At 42.0% G+C, this 18425-nt stretch carries 24 protein-coding genes and 1 other RNA gene; 14 read left to right on the top strand and 11 right to left on the bottom strand.

The features are described 5' to 3' along the window. Positions 1-436: 436 nt before the first annotated feature. A complete protein-coding gene (locus I588_RS22715) occupies positions 437-1624 on the bottom strand; it encodes a toxic anion resistance protein (protein WP_010756684.1) in 1188 nt (395 codons plus the stop codon). Between the two features lie 44 nt (positions 1625-1668). Further along, a complete protein-coding gene (locus I588_RS22710; RefSeq protein WP_010756685.1) occupies positions 1669-2328 on the bottom strand; it encodes a 5-bromo-4-chloroindolyl phosphate hydrolysis family protein in 660 nt (219 codons plus the stop codon). Positions 2329-2554: 226 nt separating this feature from the next. Here I588_RS22710 and I588_RS22705 point away from each other — a divergent pair, with 226 nt between their 5' ends. The 4 genes from I588_RS22705 to I588_RS22690 all read left to right on the top strand — a co-directional run bounded on the left by I588_RS22705 (position 2555) and on the right by I588_RS22690 (position 4743). Beyond that, the gene (locus I588_RS22705; protein ID WP_010756686.1) at positions 2555-3127 is read left to right on the top strand and encodes an NUDIX hydrolase; all 573 of its coding nucleotides are present in this window, start codon (positions 2555-2557) and stop codon (positions 3125-3127) included. 2 nt (positions 3128-3129) lie between these two features. Next, complete coding sequence (gene macP / locus I588_RS22700) at positions 3130-3414, top strand: cell wall synthase accessory phosphoprotein MacP (protein WP_010756687.1); 285 nt, start codon at positions 3130-3132, stop codon at positions 3412-3414. Positions 3415-3489: 75 nt separating this feature from the next. Beyond that, complete coding sequence (locus I588_RS22695) at positions 3490-4185, top strand: 5'-methylthioadenosine/adenosylhomocysteine nucleosidase (RefSeq protein ID WP_010756688.1); 696 nt, start codon at positions 3490-3492, stop codon at positions 4183-4185. 12 nt (positions 4186-4197) lie between these two features. Next, positions 4198-4743, top strand: coding sequence for a cysteine hydrolase family protein (locus tag I588_RS22690; RefSeq protein ID WP_010756689.1), 546 nt, complete (start codon positions 4198-4200; stop codon positions 4741-4743). Positions 4744-4850: 107 nt separating this feature from the next. On the opposite strand, the gene I588_RS27060 is transcribed toward I588_RS22690, so the two are convergent. Continuing rightward, complete coding sequence (locus I588_RS27060) at positions 4851-5366, bottom strand: DUF2922 domain-containing protein (protein ID WP_010756690.1); 516 nt, start codon at positions 5364-5366, stop codon at positions 4851-4853. A 50-nt stretch (positions 5367-5416) separates the two neighbouring features. Beyond that, entirely contained in the window at positions 5417-5800 is a 384-nt protein-coding gene (locus I588_RS22680; RefSeq protein ID WP_010756691.1) for a hypothetical protein, read from the bottom strand. 849 nt (positions 5801-6649) lie between these two features. Here I588_RS22680 and crcB point away from each other — a divergent pair. From crcB to I588_RS22665, 3 genes are read left to right on the top strand one after another with little or no spacing between them, the layout of a single operon-like run. Then, the gene (crcB, locus tag I588_RS22675) at positions 6650-7033 is read left to right on the top strand and encodes a fluoride efflux transporter CrcB (protein WP_010756692.1); all 384 of its coding nucleotides are present in this window, start codon (positions 6650-6652) and stop codon (positions 7031-7033) included. Beyond that, positions 7030-7383 carry a fluoride efflux transporter FluC gene (locus tag I588_RS22670; protein WP_010756693.1) on the top strand — a complete coding sequence of 118 codons (354 nt, stop codon included), beginning with the start codon at positions 7030-7032 and terminating at the stop codon, positions 7381-7383. Before crcB ends, I588_RS22670 begins: the two co-directional genes overlap by 4 nt. Positions 7384-7394: 11 nt before the next feature. Continuing rightward, the gene (locus I588_RS22665) at positions 7395-7904 is read left to right on the top strand and encodes a P-loop NTPase family protein (protein WP_010756694.1); all 510 of its coding nucleotides are present in this window, start codon (positions 7395-7397) and stop codon (positions 7902-7904) included. 72 nt (positions 7905-7976) lie between these two features. Here the strand turns inward: I588_RS22665 and srlE are convergent, their stop codons facing one another. Genes srlE through I588_RS22650 form a run of 3 tightly spaced genes read right to left on the bottom strand, consistent with a single transcriptional unit; the run spans position 7977 to position 9895 of the window. Beyond that, positions 7977-8978, bottom strand: coding sequence for a PTS glucitol/sorbitol transporter subunit IIB (gene srlE, locus I588_RS22660; RefSeq protein WP_010756695.1), 1002 nt, complete (start codon positions 8976-8978; stop codon positions 7977-7979). Then, positions 8979-9515: a PTS glucitol/sorbitol transporter subunit IIC gene (srlA, locus tag I588_RS22655; RefSeq protein ID WP_010756696.1), complete on the bottom strand. Its 537-nt coding sequence runs from the start codon at positions 9513-9515 to the stop codon at positions 8979-8981. Beyond that, positions 9506-9895, bottom strand: coding sequence for a transcriptional regulator GutM (locus I588_RS22650; protein WP_010756697.1), 390 nt, complete (start codon positions 9893-9895; stop codon positions 9506-9508). The genes srlA and I588_RS22650 overlap by 10 nt, the downstream gene beginning before the upstream one ends. Before the next feature lie 247 nt (positions 9896-10142). Between I588_RS22650 and I588_RS22645 the strand changes: the two genes are divergently transcribed. Genes I588_RS22645 through I588_RS22630 form a run of 4 tightly spaced genes read left to right on the top strand, consistent with a single transcriptional unit; the run spans position 10143 to position 13640 of the window. Then, positions 10143-11441, top strand: coding sequence for a zinc-binding dehydrogenase (locus tag I588_RS22645; RefSeq protein WP_010756698.1), 1299 nt, complete (start codon positions 10143-10145; stop codon positions 11439-11441). Further along, a complete protein-coding gene (locus I588_RS22640) occupies positions 11434-12318 on the top strand; it encodes a class II fructose-bisphosphate aldolase (protein WP_010756699.1) in 885 nt (294 codons plus the stop codon). Before I588_RS22645 ends, I588_RS22640 begins: the two co-directional genes overlap by 8 nt. Continuing rightward, on the top strand, positions 12315-12683 hold the full coding sequence (locus tag I588_RS22635; RefSeq protein WP_010756700.1) for a PTS glucitol/sorbitol transporter subunit IIA: 369 nt from the start codon (positions 12315-12317) through the stop codon (positions 12681-12683). The genes I588_RS22640 and I588_RS22635 overlap by 4 nt, the downstream gene beginning before the upstream one ends. Positions 12684-12701: 18 nt before the next feature. Then, a complete protein-coding gene (locus tag I588_RS22630) occupies positions 12702-13640 on the top strand; it encodes a sugar-binding transcriptional regulator (RefSeq protein WP_010756701.1) in 939 nt (312 codons plus the stop codon). Between the two features lie 41 nt (positions 13641-13681). Here the strand turns inward: I588_RS22630 and I588_RS22625 are convergent, their stop codons facing one another. The 4 genes from I588_RS22625 to I588_RS22615 all read right to left on the bottom strand — a co-directional run bounded on the left by I588_RS22625 (position 13682) and on the right by I588_RS22615 (position 16166). Further along, positions 13682-14155, bottom strand: a complete 474-nt coding sequence (locus I588_RS22625; RefSeq protein WP_010756702.1) for a universal stress protein — start codon at positions 14153-14155, stop codon at positions 13682-13684. A gap of 57 nt (positions 14156-14212) precedes the next feature. Further along, a complete protein-coding gene (locus tag I588_RS22620; protein ID WP_010756703.1) occupies positions 14213-14494 on the bottom strand; it encodes a hypothetical protein in 282 nt (93 codons plus the stop codon). Between the two features lie 64 nt (positions 14495-14558). After that, a non-coding RNA gene (ssrS, locus tag I588_RS27055) (6S RNA) lies at positions 14559-14752 on the bottom strand. 136 nt (positions 14753-14888) lie between these two features. Next, positions 14889-16166, bottom strand: a complete 1278-nt coding sequence (locus I588_RS22615; protein WP_010756704.1) for a replication-associated recombination protein A — start codon at positions 16164-16166, stop codon at positions 14889-14891. Between the two features lie 155 nt (positions 16167-16321). On the opposite strand from I588_RS22615, the gene I588_RS22610 reads away from it, so the two are divergent. The 3 genes from I588_RS22610 to prmA are packed head-to-tail and all read left to right on the top strand — an operon-like array spanning position 16322 to position 18424. Then, complete coding sequence (locus tag I588_RS22610; RefSeq protein ID WP_010756705.1) at positions 16322-16945, top strand: DNA-3-methyladenine glycosylase; 624 nt, start codon at positions 16322-16324, stop codon at positions 16943-16945. Positions 16946-16981: 36 nt separating this feature from the next. Next, a complete protein-coding gene (locus I588_RS22605) occupies positions 16982-17458 on the top strand; it encodes a DUF3013 family protein (protein ID WP_010756706.1) in 477 nt (158 codons plus the stop codon). Between the two features lie 18 nt (positions 17459-17476). Continuing rightward, positions 17477-18424 carry a 50S ribosomal protein L11 methyltransferase gene (gene prmA / locus I588_RS22600; RefSeq protein WP_010756707.1) on the top strand — a complete coding sequence of 316 codons (948 nt, stop codon included), beginning with the start codon at positions 17477-17479 and terminating at the stop codon, positions 18422-18424. Position 18425 lies beyond the last annotated feature (1 nt).

Genomic DNA, 18425 nt, shown 5'->3' with positions numbered 1-18425 from the left:
CTAAACATCACGAAGCGATAATTAGTTGAGTCATGAAGAATTATTTTTATAACTATATTACTGAGAAAAGCTGGACTGGCAGCTAACTCACAGGTAAGGAATTATTTTTTTCAAAGGGCGAAAAAAATGACTTAATTTTCGTACGCTTACCATCCAGCTAAACAGTTCTAAAGGTTATTTGGAACAAAATTCCTTTTTCAGTTTCTGAACTATTATTATTGCGAAAAGCTGGACTGGCAGCTAACTCACAGGTAAGGAATTATTTTTTTCAAAGGACGAAAAAAATGATTTAATTTTCGTACGCTTACCATCCAGCTAAACATCATGAAGCGTTAATTGGTTGAAGTATAAAGGGCTAGTTTTTATACCTGATTAAACTGAGAAAAGCTGGACTGGCAAAAAAACTAGCAGAATGTGTTTTCTGCTAGTTCAAAGGTTATTCGGGTTTATTAGTGGTTAATTCCAATAATTTGTTTTTCAGTTCGTTTTCCATGTGGTTGATTTCCAACTCAGCGGCTTGGCGACGTTCTTTGCCTTCTTTTTGGATACGAAGGGTTTCTTCAAGGGTTTCTACCAAGTCGTTTTGGGTTTGCTGCAGGGTTTCGATATCGACGATTCCGCGCTCATTTTCTTTGGCGGTTTCAATAGTAGAAATTTTCAGCATTTCTGAGTTTTTCTTCAGTAAGTCATTAGTTGTTTCTGATACTTGACGTTGCGCCATGGAAGCATCTTTTTGACGTAATAAAGTCAAAGCGATTGCCACTTGGTTTTTCCATAAAGGAATGGCTGTATTGATTGAAGCTTGAATTTTTTCAGCTAACGCTTGGTTGGTGTTTTGAATCAAACGAATCTGTGGTGCTTGTTGGATCGTAATTTGACGAGCCAGTTTCAAGTCATAGGTCCGCTTGTCTAAACGATCCAAGAACTGCGTATAGTCGTTCACGATTTGGACATCCATTTGGTCGCCGCTGGCTTGCGCCTTTTGGCTGGCTTCAGGAATGGTTTCGTGTTTTAATTCTTCCATCTTCAATTCAGCTGCTGCAATATAAATATTCAAGGCATCAAAATAATCTTTGTTTTTCGTATAAAGCTGCTCCAACATTTGATTGTCTTTTAATAGACCATCTTTTTCGGTGTTCAGCTTCATAGCGATCTTATCAATTTGTGCCCCGATTTTTTGGTATTTAGTGGTGATTTCATAAATAGACTGTTTGACTTTTCCGAAAACGCGTTGGAAAAGGTTGCCTTCACCGACACGCAATTCATCAGGGTTTGCTTCTTGCAAACGATACATCAATTGGTTTAAAGAATCTCCAATTGGTCCGATGTCTTGAGCAGATACAGTGTTTAACATTGATTGAGAAAATTCACTCAATTTTGTTTGGGCAGTTGCGCCATACGTGATGACGGCTTGAGAATCATTTACATCAATTTTCTTGGCTAGTTCGCGAGCTTGGGCTTGGCGTTCCTCTGGCAGCTTATCGACTAAGCGATCGGCCTGCTGTTGCTCCTGCAGACTGGAAATTTCTTGCTGCTGGACAGGTGTTAAGCTGTCTGTACCAAAAGGGTTGCTTAACAAATCATCTAAGGTATCATTTACTGCTGGTTTGTTTTCCGGTTCCACCGTGGTTCCTCCTGTTCGAAAAAAATCTAGCTAGGCTAGATTTTTTATTCGCTAAATTGTTTTGACAGATCAGGATCTTTTTCGATGTTTTGTTTGGCAATGGAGATTTCGACATCCATGTCTTCTAAATCATTGGCAACGAATTGTTGATAATCTTTCACTACCAAAGCAGCCATCTGATCAATGATCTTTGCGCTTTCTTCTAGTTTACCATAAACTTCTTTCGACTTGACCTCATGATTGTTAATTTCGATATAATTATCGGTCAAATCACAAATGTTTGGCAAATGAGTGTAAAGAAATTGGCTGGCTTCGGGTAAACGGGTAGGTTCCTTAACCAATTCCTTAAACAAAGCCTTGGCAGCCTTCAGCATATCATGGCGCAAATCAATCGCTTTTAACTTCGCGTTGTTTTTAATGTTGTTTTGCAGACGAACGATTTGGTTTTTAGATTGGTTCATGGTTTCACGGAAAAGGTCAATTTCACTGTCCGTCATACGAGCTTCCCGGTAATACTCTTCCTTTTCAGGACTAAGTATCGGCATTTCTTCTTTTTTCTGAACGTTTCGACCTTTAATTCCTCGGTAAATCAAACGAATACCTGTGATAAGTAGTACTAATGTGATGAAATCGCCAAGATCACCTTCTAAAAAGCAGATGACACCAATGATTATCACAATTATCGGGAATATTTTCTTTCGCATAATGATCCTCCTAATCTAGTAAGTAAAGCGGGTATCTAATGCATTAATTTTTCACGTATTACCTTACACGGACATCATAGCACGAAATTCTATAGAATTAGTATCGGACCAAAGATGGATTTTTTAGATTTAGAAAAAACATAATAATTTTCTGTGATACAATAAGTCCAAAGTCCGTTGTATCATTCAAACCAACGAAGTATCCTTAAAGAAGAAAGGTGAAGAGATGTTAGAATATAAAGATTTTGAAGAAAAGACCATCCAACGCAAAGAAATTTTTAAAGGTAAGATTATTGAGGTTGTCTTGGATGATGTTGCTTTACCTATGGGCGGCGAAGCCAAACGGGAATTAGTCTTTCATCATGGCGGAGTGGGAATTATTCCAATTACAAAAGAAAACAAAATAATCATGGTGAAACAATTCCGCAAGCCTTTAGAAAAAGTAGTCCTAGAAATTCCAGCAGGTAAAATCGATCCGGGTGAAGGACAGCATCCAGAAAAAACTGCGCGTCGTGAATTAGAAGAAGAAACTGGCTACAAGGCTGAAAAGCTGGACTATGTAGCAGAAATGTATTTGTCCCCTGGTTTTTCCAACGAGAAGCTTTACATATACTTGGGACAGCAGTTGGAAAAGGTTGAAAACCCTCGTCCCCAAGATGATGACGAAGTATTGGAACTTTACGAACTGACTTTAGCAGAAGCCCATCAAGCCATTACCGACGGACTAATTTGCGATGCCAAAACCATCTACGCCGTTCAGTATTGGGAATTACTGCAAATTAAACAAGGAGAGGATTAGACATGAGCCAATCGCCTCTGGTAACGCGAACCGAATTGCGAAAACGCAAAGAAGCGCAAGAGCGCTTAGCAGAGCAGCAAAAAGCCGAAGCTGAAAAGGCCTATGCGAAAAAGCAAAAAGAAATCAGCAGCGTTTATCGCAAAGAACTAAAGAAGAATAAACCATTAGAAAAAACTCGCAGCGGCGAAAAAGAACGCCAACGCGAACGCAGCACCTTTTTGAATAAAGCTATTTTGATAGTTGTGGTATTATTAGTAATTGTAATGCTAGCAGTGTTCTTTATATAGAATACATGCAGAGGTCTTAGGTGTTTCTCAAAGAAAATATCTACCTTAATAACGAAATAGCAGGAGGAATTACACATGAAAATTGGTATCATTGGTGCCATGGATCAAGAAGTTAAAATTTTGCGTGAGCAGCTGGAAGCTCCGCTATCTTGGGAGCGAGCAGGTGCCCTGTTTATTTCCGGTACAATTGGCAAGCATGAAGTGATTGTGGTTCGTTCAGGAATCGGTAAAGTCGCTGCATCCTTGACAACTAGCCTGTTGATTCAACAATATGGCGTTAATATGGTCATCAATACAGGTTCCGCTGGCGGAATTGGCACAGGACTACAAGTTGGCGATTTAGTCATTTCGGAAAAATTAGCCTACTTTGACGTAGATGCTACAGGCTTTGGCTATAAACCAGGCCAATTACCTGGCGGGATGCCTTTGTATTTCGAAGCTAGCCGCTATTTAGTCGACAACATGACGAAAGCAGCCGAAAATACTGCACATCATGTGAAGAAGGGCTTGATTGTCACTGGCGATACGTTTGTGGATAGTTCAGCAAAAATCAATGCGATCTTAGCTAACTTCCCCGATGCTTTAGCTTGTGAGATGGAAGGGGCGGCTATCGCTCAAACTGCTCAACAATTTGAAATTCCTTTCTTAGTCGTTCGGGCGATTAGCGACACTGCTGATCATCAAGCGACTCAAAGCTTTGATGAATTTATTGATGAAGCCGGCAAACGTTCTGCCGAAATGGTTGTTGAATTTGTCCGTATTTTAAAATAAGGAGGCTCTTTTATGCGTGCACTGCTTTCGATTGATTATACCTATGATTTTGTTGCAACAGACGGAAAATTAACCACTGGTGAAGCGGGTCAAGCGATTGAACCAGAATTGGTGTCCTTAACCAAAAACTATTTTGACCGGGGTGATTTTGTCGTTTTTGCCATTGATGGACATGATCCAAGTGATCAGTACCATCCAGAAAACAAATTATTCCCACCTCATAATGTCATCGGCACAGAAGGTCGTGCTTTGTATGGTTCCTTGGCTGATTTTTATCAGGCCAATCAAGCAGCGAAGAATGTTTACTGGATCGACAAACGTCATTATTCTGCCTTTAGCGGAACAGATCTGGATATCCGTTTGCGGGAAAGAGGAATCACGGAAATTTGTTTGACCGGAGTATGTACCGACATTTGTGTATTGCATACTGCAGTAGATGCCTACAATTTAGGCTACAAGCTGATCGTTCCTGAAGAAGCAGTTGCCAGCTTTGATCCTGTGGGACATGACTGGGCATTAGGCCACTTCAAAAACACCTTGGGAGCAACCATTATTTAAACAGAAAATAGGGGTCAAAAGAGTGATATCAGACTCTTTTGGCCGCTTTTTTGCTTTTTTTAGCAGCAACCAACATTCGATTGTCAAGGAACGTAGATAGCTTAGTCTCACGACGGATCAGGTGGTGCTTCACGACCTTTAGCTTTAATTTTACGATTTATTCGGTAAAAGAGCTTTTCTTTGGTTCGAGTATAAAAACTGCCTGCTGGTGCTGGTAATTTTTGCTTAGTTTCAATTGTTAGTGCTGCCGGAAGCTCGGTCTGGATTTCTGGCGCCTCCTCCTTAGGCTGCAGATGCTGATTAAGAGCCTTCTGGGATTGGCTGCGGAAAAACAGGGGAGCTGGTTCTGGCAGCTGGATTGCCGTAGCTGGTTCTTGGGCTGCTATTGGCTCACCAAATAATTTTGTTCCTTCAAAAATAGGTCGTTCGATTTTCTCTACGTATTTAGCTTTGACGACTGTTTGGAATAAGCCAACCCCGTCTTTTTCAAACAGGTCCAAGCTGGCTAACAATCCTAGTGATTCTTTGATTTCATCAGCTGATTTAGTCGCATCAGGATTTTTGAACGTAAAAGTGTGTTGGTTTCCTTCACTATTCAGGAAGGTGCCGACTAAACTAATCATCGATTTTCTCCTCTCATTTTTTTCGACTACAGGGACAACAACCGTTCTTCTCAAGGGATAGCTTCTTCCGTTGGGCGAAATTTAGCAATTTGTGAACCAAGTAAGGTCTTGGCTTTTTCAATAAAATTTCTAACCGGAAATAGCTTAAGCTTCAGTTTGTTTAGCTCGCTAGCTTCGAAATAATCCTTGAAGTAGAAAAAGAAATGCTTCATGGTGCGGGTAGCCTTCGTCCGTAAAAATAAGTGACGTACCAAGTCTTTTAGTACTAAGGCAAATTCTTTTGCACCTAGTTGATAGCGTACACGTAAAGCAAGGATCAGTTTTACAGTCATCGTGCTGTCTTGATTTTCCTGATAATGATCTAAAATGCGCGTTTCTAAGGTTTCAAGCTTTAAATTAAAGAGTTGATAAGGTGTAAAGGGTTGTTCTGTCATAGTGATTTCCTCCATTTTCAGTTTAGTAGTATTTAAAGTGTCCAGCCTCTCCAAGACGGTGGGGGCTGAGTTTTTTATTCGCTTCGGCCGATGCTTAGAAGATAAATGAATAACAAAAAAATGTAAAGTGAAGTTATAGGCCACTTTGGGTAGTTATAGACCAGCTTGAATTTTTAGAAATCCCGTTTTAATAGGGTTTTGATTTTTTTCGGGTCTTTTTGGTGCCCTATAAGTGATATAAAATTTTTTTTGAAAAATAGCCTAAAAATTGCCTGTTATTGTGAAATAATATTCTCGTAAATGCTATATTAAAGGTTTTTAACTTGTGAAAAAGTAATCGCTTCTGTTTGGGGAAAATGTTGCTTTCCTAGTTTTTTCACTTTAAAATAACGAGAAATCTAGCATAGATTTCTTTTTTGCCGGCTAAAAGAAATCAGCACTTCTGCGCCTTTCCCACTAGTTGCTTCCCTGGATGACTAAAGCATAGAAGAATAACAAAAAGAATGCAAAAATGCTACTTTGCAAATCCCCCTGCTACTTTGCACACCTGTGAATAGAGAATGCTATAAAAGCAAGCTTCGCAAAAATAGCTTTGCAAAGTAGCGGGGGAGAAAAAAATTTGACTTTGCGGTATTTTATGAGAATGTGGTTTAAGAGAACAGACAAAACCTTGATTTTATAGGTTTTAGGATATCCTATAAAATGAGAAAATTTCAGGTAGTAAAAGTAAGGATAACAAGCGCTTCTGATTAACTAAAGTAAGGCCTAGAGGATTTTGTTTGCTTCATTTGCATAATTTTGATGCAAGGCTTATAGTGAAAAAGACTTTATTATGGAGATGAACGAGCGATGTTGGATTATTTAGTGATTGCGGCGTTTGCCTTTTTTGGGGGCTCACTGCGGTATTGGATTGGACTTATTTTGCCCAAGGTAGACGGTTTTCCGCTGGGAACTTTAGTGGCTAATTTGATTGGTTGCTTCATATTTAGCTGGCTGGTGAAGCATATTTTAGATGATATGGATGTTTCCGGTCGCCTGATTTTAGGCTTGGGCGTTGGATTCTGTGGTGCCTTAACCACCTTTTCTTCTTTTGCTTTAGATACGATGCAGCTAATACAGGCTGGCCGCTGGGGCTTAGCTTTCTTGTATTTAGTACTGTCCTTTATTGGCGGGATTGCCATGACCTATATAGGCGAAGCGATTTATCGTAAAGGAGGGGCGGCAGAGCTATGATCAATACGTTATTAGTTGGCAGTGGCGCAGCTGTTGGAGCGATGCTGCGCTTTACCTTAAATAATTATTTTGAGCCGCAGACAAAGCGGCTGCCTCGCTCTACCTTCTTTATCAATTTAACCGGCAGTTTTTTACTGGGTATCTTTTTCGGCATGCATTTGTCATCCTCCTGGTATCTTTTTTTAGGGACTGGAGTGATGGGGGGCTATACTACTTTTTCCACCTTTAACTTTGAAGTGTTGGTTCTGTGGAAAAATGATCGGCCGATGTTTTATCGCTATTTGATCGGTTCCTATGGCTTAGGATTGCTGTGCAGCTTTCTTGGTTTAATGGTTGGCAGTTTGATCTAGGGAGGAAAGCGATGATTATTTTAATTACTGGAGCTTCTCATACGGGAAAAACGCTTTTGGCCCAACAATTAATGGAAAAATACCAGTATCCCTATTTGTCACTGGATTTATTGAAGATGGGCTTGATCCGCAGTGGACAGACGGAACTGACACCAGAGGATGATCAGGAGTTGAAGGAGTATCTTTGGCCGATTGCGCGAGAAATGATTAAAACGGCAATCGAAAATCAGCAGCATCTAATCGTGGAAGGCTTGTACATTCCCTTTGATTGGAAAAAGGATTTTGCTGAAGAGTATTTAGCTGAGATAAGGTTTTATTGTTTGATTCTGAGTGAAGCGTATATTGAGCAGCATTTTGATGCCATAAAACAGTATGCTAATGCTATTGAACAGCGATTGGATGATTCTGGATTGACGAAGGCTGCTGTTTTAGCGGATAATGCTTATCATTTAGCCATGTGTCAGAAATACGATTGTGAGTATTTACTAGTAGAAGACGGCTACCAATGGAACATTGAATGACAAAAAGGACAGAAGGTGATGTACAGATGTACACGGCTTCTGTCCTTTTTTCAAATGTAAAGAAAGTCTTGTTTAGTACAAGCCAAAGCTCAAAAGCCAACCAACGACTACGGCAATTGGTCCGGTAATTAAGCGCGAGAAGAGCATTGCAGGTACGCCGGATTCAACGGTTAGCTCATCGGCCTCAGCCAAGGTCAAGGCAACTGGAGCGAAGTCACAGCCGACCTGAGAGTTAATGGCGAATAAAGCGGGCAGAGCATAGGAGGCTGGGATGGTTCCTTTACCGATTTCCACCCCGATTAATACTCCGACAACTTGAGCGATAACGGCACCTGGGCCTAGAATTGGTGAAAGAACCGGCAACGCGCAAATAATGGATAAGATGACTAAACCAGCCAAGTTACCAGCCAATGGTTTTACCGCAGTTGCTAGAACATTGCCGATACCAGTATAGTTGATAATCCCTACCATGATACTAATAAAGGTCATAAACGGCAGAATATTTTTTAATACAATGTCGATTGACTCACGTCCGCCTTGGTAAAAGATGTTCACGATTTTCCCGATAGCTTTTCCTAAATTGGTAATCAGATCCATTGGTGAGCTGCTTTTCTGTGGTTCGGCAGCTACAGCTTCCACAACTGGTTTAGCAGCTTTTGGTTCTTCACTAACGGTTTGAGTCAACTCAGGAGCTGTCTGGGCTCCATCCTCCAACAAAACAATATTCTCTTCAGTGATCCCTGAAATGAAGTTGGATTCATTAATAAACTTAGCCAACGGTCCAGAAGGTGAGATAGGGTGCAGGTCAATGGTTTTAACCCCCATTTTCGGATAAACACCGCAGCGCAAGGTTCCACCGCAATCCACTACCGCAATAATCATTTCCTCGGGCGCAATTTTTTCTTTGAATCCATCGCGAGCAGGGACTTCTAGTAGATCAGCAATTTTTTGTGCTACCGGATGAATACCGCCGCCAGTGATTGAGACAACATATTTTTTCTCTTCAGTAGGAGTTACTTCTAAAAAGGTACCCCAGCCGTTGCTTCCTTTGGTAATTCTAACCACTTTTCCCATTTATACCACTTCCTTTTTCGTTTCACTTTTAGCCATAATCATACGTGTTAAGAATTCAGTAACCATGCCGCGGATAAAAATGATGATAATTCCTGCCAAGAAATAGCGAATGGCTAACGGCGAAACTGAATAGCCTAAAGCAGTTATGCCTGAAGAAATTCCGGTCCAGACAAACAGTTCCCCGGCATTGCCGTGAGGGAAAATCCCGGTAATCGGATGAGCAAAGGAGAAACAAGCATCAATAAACGCTGGCTTTTCTTTCTCATCTAAAAAGCGCCCCATCGTGTAACACATTGGATTAGTTAAAAAGAAAAGTGACATGACTGGCAACAGTGTGTAGCGTAAAATCCGAAACTTCGTCATCTTTTGTGAGAAGTGCGTCACGCGATCCTCACCGATAATAGCGATTAAGGCGTTAACAAAGGTTAAAAGTACTAATAAAGTAGGTAAAATCCCGGTGACTAACCCCATTAAGTTTTCGCCGCCAGCTTGGAAAATTCCAGTGAAGCCTTCTGCTAATTTTACTGCTAAATCCATTTGATTCCCTCCTGTTTCTGTTCTTGACTCGAAAAGTTGCTTAAGGCGAGGTTGATTGCCTTTTGCTGTTCGGCAGTGCTTTGGTTCAACAGCTCCTCAATTGTCAGCCCAATCAATGCTTTTGATTGTTTGAATTTGCTGAAGACGGTACGACCAGACAGTTCACGAAAATCGACAACCTGATCATCAGCTGCTGCCAAAATAATGATGCGTCCTTTCTTAAGACTTCGTAGTGAACGAAAGGTTCCCATACCCACTTGAGCCTGTCCATTCACCTGACGCTTCACCGCCAGATATTCTTGCGTGATGTGCTTTGACTGTCTGACTACTAGCAGCATTTGGAGAATTAAAATAACTAAAAATAATAAATAGAACCCCATGAACCATCAAATCCCCTTTCTATCTTGTTCGTTTAACAAAGTGGTGTTCGTACTTAAAATCTAATTGAAAACGCTGACAATAGCAATGCTATCTAGAGCATTTGAACAAATTTTCTGAGAAATTCTATTTATCAGCTGTACAAAATTCACAAAGGAACAATTGTTCAAAGTTATTCGATAACGTTGACAATTGTTTTTAACGGCTCTAGGATAAACGTGTACTTATTAAGATTTAGGAGGAAATGATATGAAAACAAAAGCCGTTCGACTTCATGGAGTTAACGATTTACGAGTTGACGAGTTCGAATTACCTGGACTTAAAGAAGATGAGATTTTAGTCAAGATTATTTCAGATTCCGTGTGTATGTCCACCCATAAGCTGGCCAAACAAGGAGAAGCTCATGCCCGAGTAATGGGTTCGTTGACAGAAGAGCCTGTTATTATCGGACACGAAATTGCTGGCTTAATTGTTGAGGTAGGCAGCAAATGGCAGGAGCGTTTTCAAAAAGGACAAAAATTTACTATTCAGCCATCGTTGAATTACAAAGGATCCATGATTACTCCAGGTTATTCCTATCCTTATTTTGGTGGAGACTGCACCTATGCGATTGTGCCAAAGGAAGTAATTGAACTAGATTGTTTGATTCCTTATGAAGGCGATGCGTTTTTCAGTGCCTCCTTATCCGAACCAGTTTCCTGTGTGATTGCTGGCTTTAATCGTAATTTCCATACCAACAGCTTGAATCATGACTTCGATATGGGCGTTAAAAAGGGCGGAAACTTAGCCATTCTGGGTGCTTGTGGACCGATGGGCTTAGAGGCAATTGATTATGCGATTCAATTGGAGGATGGTCCACAGCTGATTGTGGCAGTGGATGCTTCAGCGGAACGAATTGCTCGAGCGAAACGAGTTCTGCCTCCTGAAAAGGCAGAGGCTTTAAACAAGAAGCTGGTCTACTTAAACCCTGCGGAGGTTGAGGATGTAGTAGCAGAGTTATTGCAGCTGACGGACCAGGCTGGGTATGATGATGTTTTTGTTTATGCGCCGATTCAGGTGTTGATTGAACAAGCTGATCAGATTTTAGGTAAAGACGGCTGTTTGAATTTCTTTGCCGGACCAGTAGACAAGGAATTATCTGCCAATTTGAATATGTATAACCTTCACTATAAATACACCCACATGATCGGCTTCACCGGCAGTACCATGACCGATATGCATGAAGCGATTGATTTAAGCTCCCGCAAAAAAATTGATCCAGCAATTATGATCACGCATATTGGAGGATTAGAAGCAGCAGTCGAAACGACCCTGCAGCTGCCTAGTATCCCTGGTGGTAAAAAATTGATCTATACTCAAATTGACCTGCCGTTAACCGCTATTGAAGACTTCCAGCAATTAGGCCAAACAGAGCCGCTTTTCCAAAAGCTTCATGAAGCCTGCGAGAATCATGCTGGCTGCTGGAACAAGGAAGCCGAGGACATTTTGCTGGCGCATTTTGAAGTAGACATCGTGCTGACAGAAACAGGAGGGAAAATGCATGCTTGAAAATCTTAGTGGATTATTAGCAGAAGCAAAGCAAAAGAAATATGCGATCGGAGCCTTTAATACTACCACCTTTGAAAGTCTGCGAGCAGTCATCAGCGCAGCAGAAGAATGCCAAACGCCAGTGATTATCCAGCACGCGCAAAGTCATGATGGCATCATTGCCTTGGAAGAAATCGGACCACTGATGCTGGAGCATGCCAAAAAAGCCAAAGTACCCGTGGCAGTTCATTTGGACCACGGCGCTACCTTTGAACGTTGTGTTCAAGCCATTCGCTTAGGTTTTACTTCCGTCATGTATGATGCTTCTGGAAAGGATTTTGAAACCAATGTCCGCGAAACTCAAGAAATTGTCAAAATTGCTCATGCGGCAGGCGTGACGGTTGAGGCTGAATTAGGCAGCATTTTTTCTTCTGAAGTTGGCAATAGCGAAGGTGATTGCTTAACCATTACGGAGGATGAAGCTCAACTGGCCGATATTTATACAGATCCGCAGGCGGCGAAGGAATTTGTGGAACGGACGGGGGTGGATTGCTTAGCGATTGCCTTTGGTACAGTTCACGGTATTTACGTGAAGGAGCCGCGGCTGGATCTAGACCGGATTACCAAAATTAAGCAAGCAATTGATATTCCTTTTGTGATGCACGGCGGTTCTGGCGTTTCAGCGGCCGACTACCATCAGGCGATCCAAAACGGCATCTGCAAAATCAATTATTATACCTACATGAATCAGGCTGGCGGCGAAGAAATCCGCCGTTTTGTTCAGGAAACGCCTGCAAATGAGCCAATGTTCTATGATACAATAACTAAAAGAGCTCAAGCAGCAACCAAGGCTGATGTGCTGCAGGCCATGCGCATCTTCAAGGGAGGCAGCGTATGATTCGTTCAACTGTTTTATCAGTGGGAGAGATGGCTTACTTTGAGGATTATCCCATGCTGATTTTGTTTAATGAGACGGCTCCTGACGAGTTAAAGGATGTTTGTATTGTGCATCAGTTTGATGATCCAATTCAAGACACAGACACAATGCTGGTAGAAAACGGCCGGATAATTTTTGGCCAAAAGGAGCTGCATATTGTAGAAGTCGGCAATGTAGCTAATCAGAATTTTGCTCAGCTGGGACATATCACGCTGCAGTTTCCAACTGAGGAGCAAGCAGAGGTATTGCCCGGTGCGGTATTAGTTAAGGAGCCTGAGATTCCACGTATCTCGGCAGGAGAACAGATTGTCATTTTGACTGAATAAGTAAAGGGGGAACGGCTGATGGTGTCTGAAAATGAATTAACTTTACTGGTAGAGATTGCCAAAATGTACCACTACCGCAATGCTTCTCAGGAAGAGGTTTCTAAGCAGTTCAACATGAGCCGTTCGCAGATTTCCAAGTACTTATCCAAAGCCAAACGATTGGGTCTAGTAGAGGTAATTGTTCATGACTCCCTAAAAACCACCCAAAAGCTGCTGGAGGAAGAGGTCAAAAAGAAATATCAGCTGAAGGATGTGGTTTGCTGTGAATCCAAGGACACAATTGTTTTGAAAAGCAATTTAGCCAAAACCACGCTGGAATATCTACTGCGGGAAATGAAATCCAACACAACCATCGCAGTAACAGCGGGGACAACGGTTCACGAAATTGCCAATAATTATCCGTATACTTATCCTATGACCAACTTAACGTTTGTTCCTTTATCAGGTGGTTTAGGCAAAAATCATATGGATATTCAAGCCAATATTATCGCTGAATTGTTTGCTCGTCATAGCGGCGGGAAATATTTGCAGCTGCATGCACCGGTGTTAATGGATACGAAGGAAGCCAAGGAAGTCCTAATGCAGCAAAGCTTTATCAAGAAGGTCTTTGAGACGGCGGAAACGGCGCAGGTCGCACTGATGGGGATTGGCAATGCCCCCATTTACAAGGAAATGAGCCAGACGTATCTGGAGTTTGAAAATACCGATCTCTTTATTGAGGCCAAAAATATCACTGGCGATGTGTCCTACATCTTTTTTGATGACCAAGGAAAAGAAGTGGACTGTTCCTGGAATGATCGGGTAATCACCTTGCCTACTGAAAAAATCCGCCAGATTCCCACTCGAATTGGGGTAGCTGGCGGAGCCAATAAAGCAGCGGCAATTAAAGCGGCTTTATCAGGGAAAATCATCAATACCTTGATTACTGATACGTTAACCGCACAGTTATTGCTCTAAAAAAAGCTCTTGAACTTTTACAGGTTCAAGAGCTTACTTTTTTAATCCTTATCATCATCAGGCAGCTGATTATTTAGGTCCGTACGTACAATTAAGACATCACAGCTGGCGTTGCGGATAACATATTCAGAAACTGAACCGATAAACAAACGTTCCACAGCATTCAGCCCGGTAGCACCCAGCATAATCAAATCAATATCATTTTCCTCGGGAATTTGAGTTGCGATCATTAATTTTGGTGCACCATACTCGATTACTTTAGAAACCTTTTCACAGCCAGCATTCTTGGCATATTTCTCATAATCGTTTAAGGTTTGTTTCGCCATTTCAGTTGCTTGTTCTGCTAAAACATTGTCAAAGGAAGAAACCGTTTGGAAAGCGCGGGTGTCAATGACATGAGCCAGTAAAAGCTCCGCATTATTTCTTTTGGCAACATTGACAGCTTTTTTGAAGGCAAGCTCTGCTTCAGATGAGCCATCGACAGCGGTCATAATTTTTGTATATTGTTGTTCCATTTTCCTCAGCTCCTTTTCTACTTATATTTTAAAACATTTTCGCGTAAAATCCTATCCTTAAGATGATTTCGTTTTTTGAGCCAGCTGAATACTGAAGACAGCGGCAAATAAAATGACCACAATTAGATAAATCATGGAAGGAGTGGAGTGATCAATAATAGCAATAAAAAAACCAATAATTCCTAAAGCAGCGTAAAGAAGTCCATAGTGACGCAAAAACTGTTTGTTGGCCTCTTTTTTTGACAAGAGCATCAGCAGGCCGTCGGATTTTTGAATTAAATAATAGCTGCAAATCAGTAACAAAATCGCCATCGCTACCATCAGCAAACGAATCATCATTTTTTCCTCCTAAATACAATAAAAAGCAATTTGCATATGCAAATTGCTTTCATCCAAAAGAATGGAAAACTCCGTCGATGCCGTTATTTACCCGATAGTATTGATCCCGCAAATTCAAGCAGGTGGGTTCCATGGTCTAAGCCTCGAACTACCAAATGATAAGGCTTGTTACCAGCTTTGACACAAGACAGATCCCAATATATCAATAAAAATGTTCGGTCAACACTGAAATGGGCAACGCGCACATCACAGAATTTTCAACTCAATCATAGCATAGTCATTCGTAAGACGCAATCAAACGAATCAAGAAATTAAATTCTACATGTTTTTCAATACGTCCTTCTTTATGCTCTTATTGTAGTCGATAACTAATAGAATTGTCAAAGTAATTGTTCTATTTTTTCTTTTTCCATTCTTGAATTCGCTGGTATTGCTGACCTAGGGCTTGTTCGTATTTGCCGGTGGCTTTAGGCTCGTAATAATGTGCATTTTTCAGCTTGTCTGGCAAATACTGCTGGTCCACCCAAGCATTCTCGAAGCTGTGAGGGTATTGATAGTCAATTCCTCGACCTAAGTCTTTGGCACCCTTGTAATGACTGTCCCGCAAGTGATCAGGAACATCGCCGGCTTTACCTGCTCGGATATCAGTAATCGCGGCATCCAGCGCTACGTAGGCGGAGTTGGATTTCGGCGATAAGCAGAGATCAACGACTGCATTGGCTAACGGAATCCGGGCTTCCGGAAAGCCCAGCTTTTCTGCCGCTTGAACTGCCTGAACTGTTCGAGCAGCTGCAGGCGGATTAGCCAAGCCAATATCTTCATACCCCATCACCATCAAGCGGCGGCAAATAATCGGCAAGTCACCCGCTTCGACTAATCGCCCTAAATAATGTAAGGCCGCATCTACATCGCTTCCGCGAACTGATTTTTGAAAGGCAGAAATCACATCATAGTGAGCATCGCCATCCTTGTCATGCGTCAGAGCTTTGCGCTGCACACATTCTTCAATAATCGGCAAGGTTAAATGGATTTGGCCCTCGTCGTTTTCCGGTGTTGATTTGGTAGCCAATTCTAAGCCGTTCAAGGCACTTCGTAAATCCCCGTTGGTAGCCTGGGATAAAAAGCGCAAGGCTTCTTCATCTAATTCTACTGGGTAAGAGCCTAGTCCACGTTCATCATCCTTTAAAGCAGAGTTGACGGCCAGTTGAATGTCTTCCTCTGACAAAGGCTTTACTTCAAAAATTTGCGTCCGGCTGCGAATTGCCGGGTTGATAGTAATGTAAGGATTTTCGGTGGTAGCCCCGATCATAATAATGCGGCCGCTTTCTAAATGAGGCAGTAAAAAATCCTGCTTGGTTTTATCTAAACGATGGACTTCATCTAATAGTAGAATGACGGTGCCGCTCATTTTGGCTTCTTCAGCGACAATCTGCAAATCCTTTTTCGTATCGGTTGCGGCATTCAGCATGCGAAAGGCATAATTGGTGGAGCCGGCAATCGCACTGGCAATACTGGTCTTTCCAGTACCCGGCGGTCCATATAGAATCATGGAGGAAAGCATTCGCGCTTCCACCATGCGGCGAATAATTTTTCCTGGTCCCACCAGCTGCTGCTGGCCGACGACTTCGTCTAGGTTGCGGGGGCGCATGCGATAAGCTAATGGTTGCTGCATGTTTTCCCTCCTTTTTTAAGAATCAATTCAGGATTGCTCCTGGATTGGGAATGTATGTTCTATTATACCATTTTTTTCTGATAAATTATAGGAATCTGAAAGGGTGAACGTGGTATCTAGGCTTATTATTGTGTATGATGGAAGAGGTGAATTAGATGAAGAAAACAATCGATTTTTTTAACACACATACAACAGAAGAAGTGGCTGAATTTTTACTGGGCATGTACGTAGAGCATGAGACACCGCAGGGGAAATTAGGCGGCTATATTGTCGATTGCGAAGCTTATCTAGGTCCTGATGATGAGGCGGCTCACAGCTACGGCATGCGGGATACCCCAAGAGTCCGGGCGATGTATCAAGAGCCGGGAACGATTTATCTCTATACAATGCACACGCATTTAATTTTGAATATGATCACTCAACCGAAGGGGATGCCTCAGGGAGTCATGATTCGGGGAATTGAACCGGTGGAAGGTCTAGCACTCATGAGTCAAAACCGCGGCGGACAAACCGGAGCAACTATTAGTGATGGACCAGGGAAATTGGTGCAGGCCATGGGGATTGGCCGAGAGCTGTACGGAGAATCAATTTTTAGCAGCACCCTGCATTTGGTTCCAGAAAAGCGTCGTTATCCGCGCGAGGTGGAACGCTTGCCGCGAATTGGTATTCCTAATAAGGGGATCTGGACGGATTTACCGCTGCGTTTTACTGTCAAAGGCAATCCTTATCTATCTAAACAACGAAAAAGCCAGATCACAAAGGATCATGGCTGGCGTTAGCACATAAATAAATCAAGAACGAATGGAGACGTAAACATGGCAAAAGAAACAATTATCAGCTATTTAGATACTTACTTAGGTAAGAAAATTCCTGATTATGAATTAAATTTGGATTGGGATACTCGCAATCGAACCTTTGAGGTGGCTTTCCGTTTATATGCTGAGAACAAGCAGCAGCTGGAATTAGACGATGTCGATGGGGTTGCTTCTGAGGAAGAAATTATTGAGTTTGAGGATGCTGTAATTTTGGTCGATCCTGAAAAATCCAAGGTTGATCCAGAGGACTATTTGGCAGTAATTCCTTATGAAGGAAAAAAAGGCATGAAAAAGGCTGAATTGACTGCGGTTGTTGATTATTTAAGAGAAGTTATGGAAGAAGGTCAAAGTGATTTGCTGGACTTTTTAGCGGATGACAGTGAAGAGGCCGTTTTTGAATTAACCTGGTCCGATGAAGCCTTTCGTAGACATATTAAGGGCAGCGACGATGTATACCTGCCTTATCCTAAATACTAAAAAACAAGGAGACTGAACATGAAGTGGAATGAAGTAAAAGTCACAACAGCCAGTGAAGCAGTAGAAGCTGTGTCCAACATTTTAATGGAAGCAGGGGCAAGCGGCGTAGCGATTGAAGATGCCTTGGATATCGTCAATTACAAGGAGGATCAATACGGGGAGTTGCTGGATCGTGATACCTTTACGAACTTAGAAGAAGGTGCTGCCGTCAGTGCTTATTTTCCGGAAACGATCTTTTTGCCAGAAATCATGCCCTTCATTAAGGATCGGATTAATCTATTGCCAGAGTTTGGCTTAGCGATTGGTAAAAATGAAATTACAGTCAGCGAAGTAGAGGAAAGCGATTGGGCAACTGCCTGGAAGAAATACTATCACCCAGTGCGTGTGACTCGTTACCTAACGATTGTACCAAGCTGGGAATCCTACGAAGCAGCATCCTCCGAGGAAAAGATTATTACCCTTGATCCGGGCATGGCCTTTGGAACGGGGACTCACCCAACGACTAACCTAACTTTGCAGGCGCTGGAGACGGTGGTTCGCGGCGGCGAAACGGTCTTGGACGTCGGGACTGGATCAGGCGTGTTAAGTATTGCCTGCTCATTGATGGGCGCTAAAGAAATTTACGCTTATGACCTAGATGAAGTAGCAGTACGTTCTGCGCAAGAAAATGTGGACATGAATGCTGGCACGGAAAATATCAAGGTAGCGGCCAACGATTTGCTGAAGGGTGTGGAACATTCAGCCGATATTATTGTTGCCAACATTTTAGCGGATATTATCAAATTGATGATTCCCGATGCGTGGCGCTTGCTGAAAAGTGATGGAACCTTTATTATTTCAGGAATCATTGAGGATAAGAAAGATATGATTTTAGAAGAAATTTACAGCCAAGGCTTTGAAGTGGATCGGATTTTCCAACAAAAAGATTGGTATGCGATGATTTTGAAGAAACCAGAGGAAGAGTAAC

It is taken from the genome of Enterococcus pallens ATCC BAA-351, assembly GCF_000407485.1.
Lineage (GTDB): Bacteria > Bacillota > Bacilli > Lactobacillales > Enterococcaceae > Enterococcus_A > Enterococcus_A pallens.
Note: the sequence above shows the minus strand (reverse complement) of the source record. Positions and strands in the feature narration are given on the sequence as shown.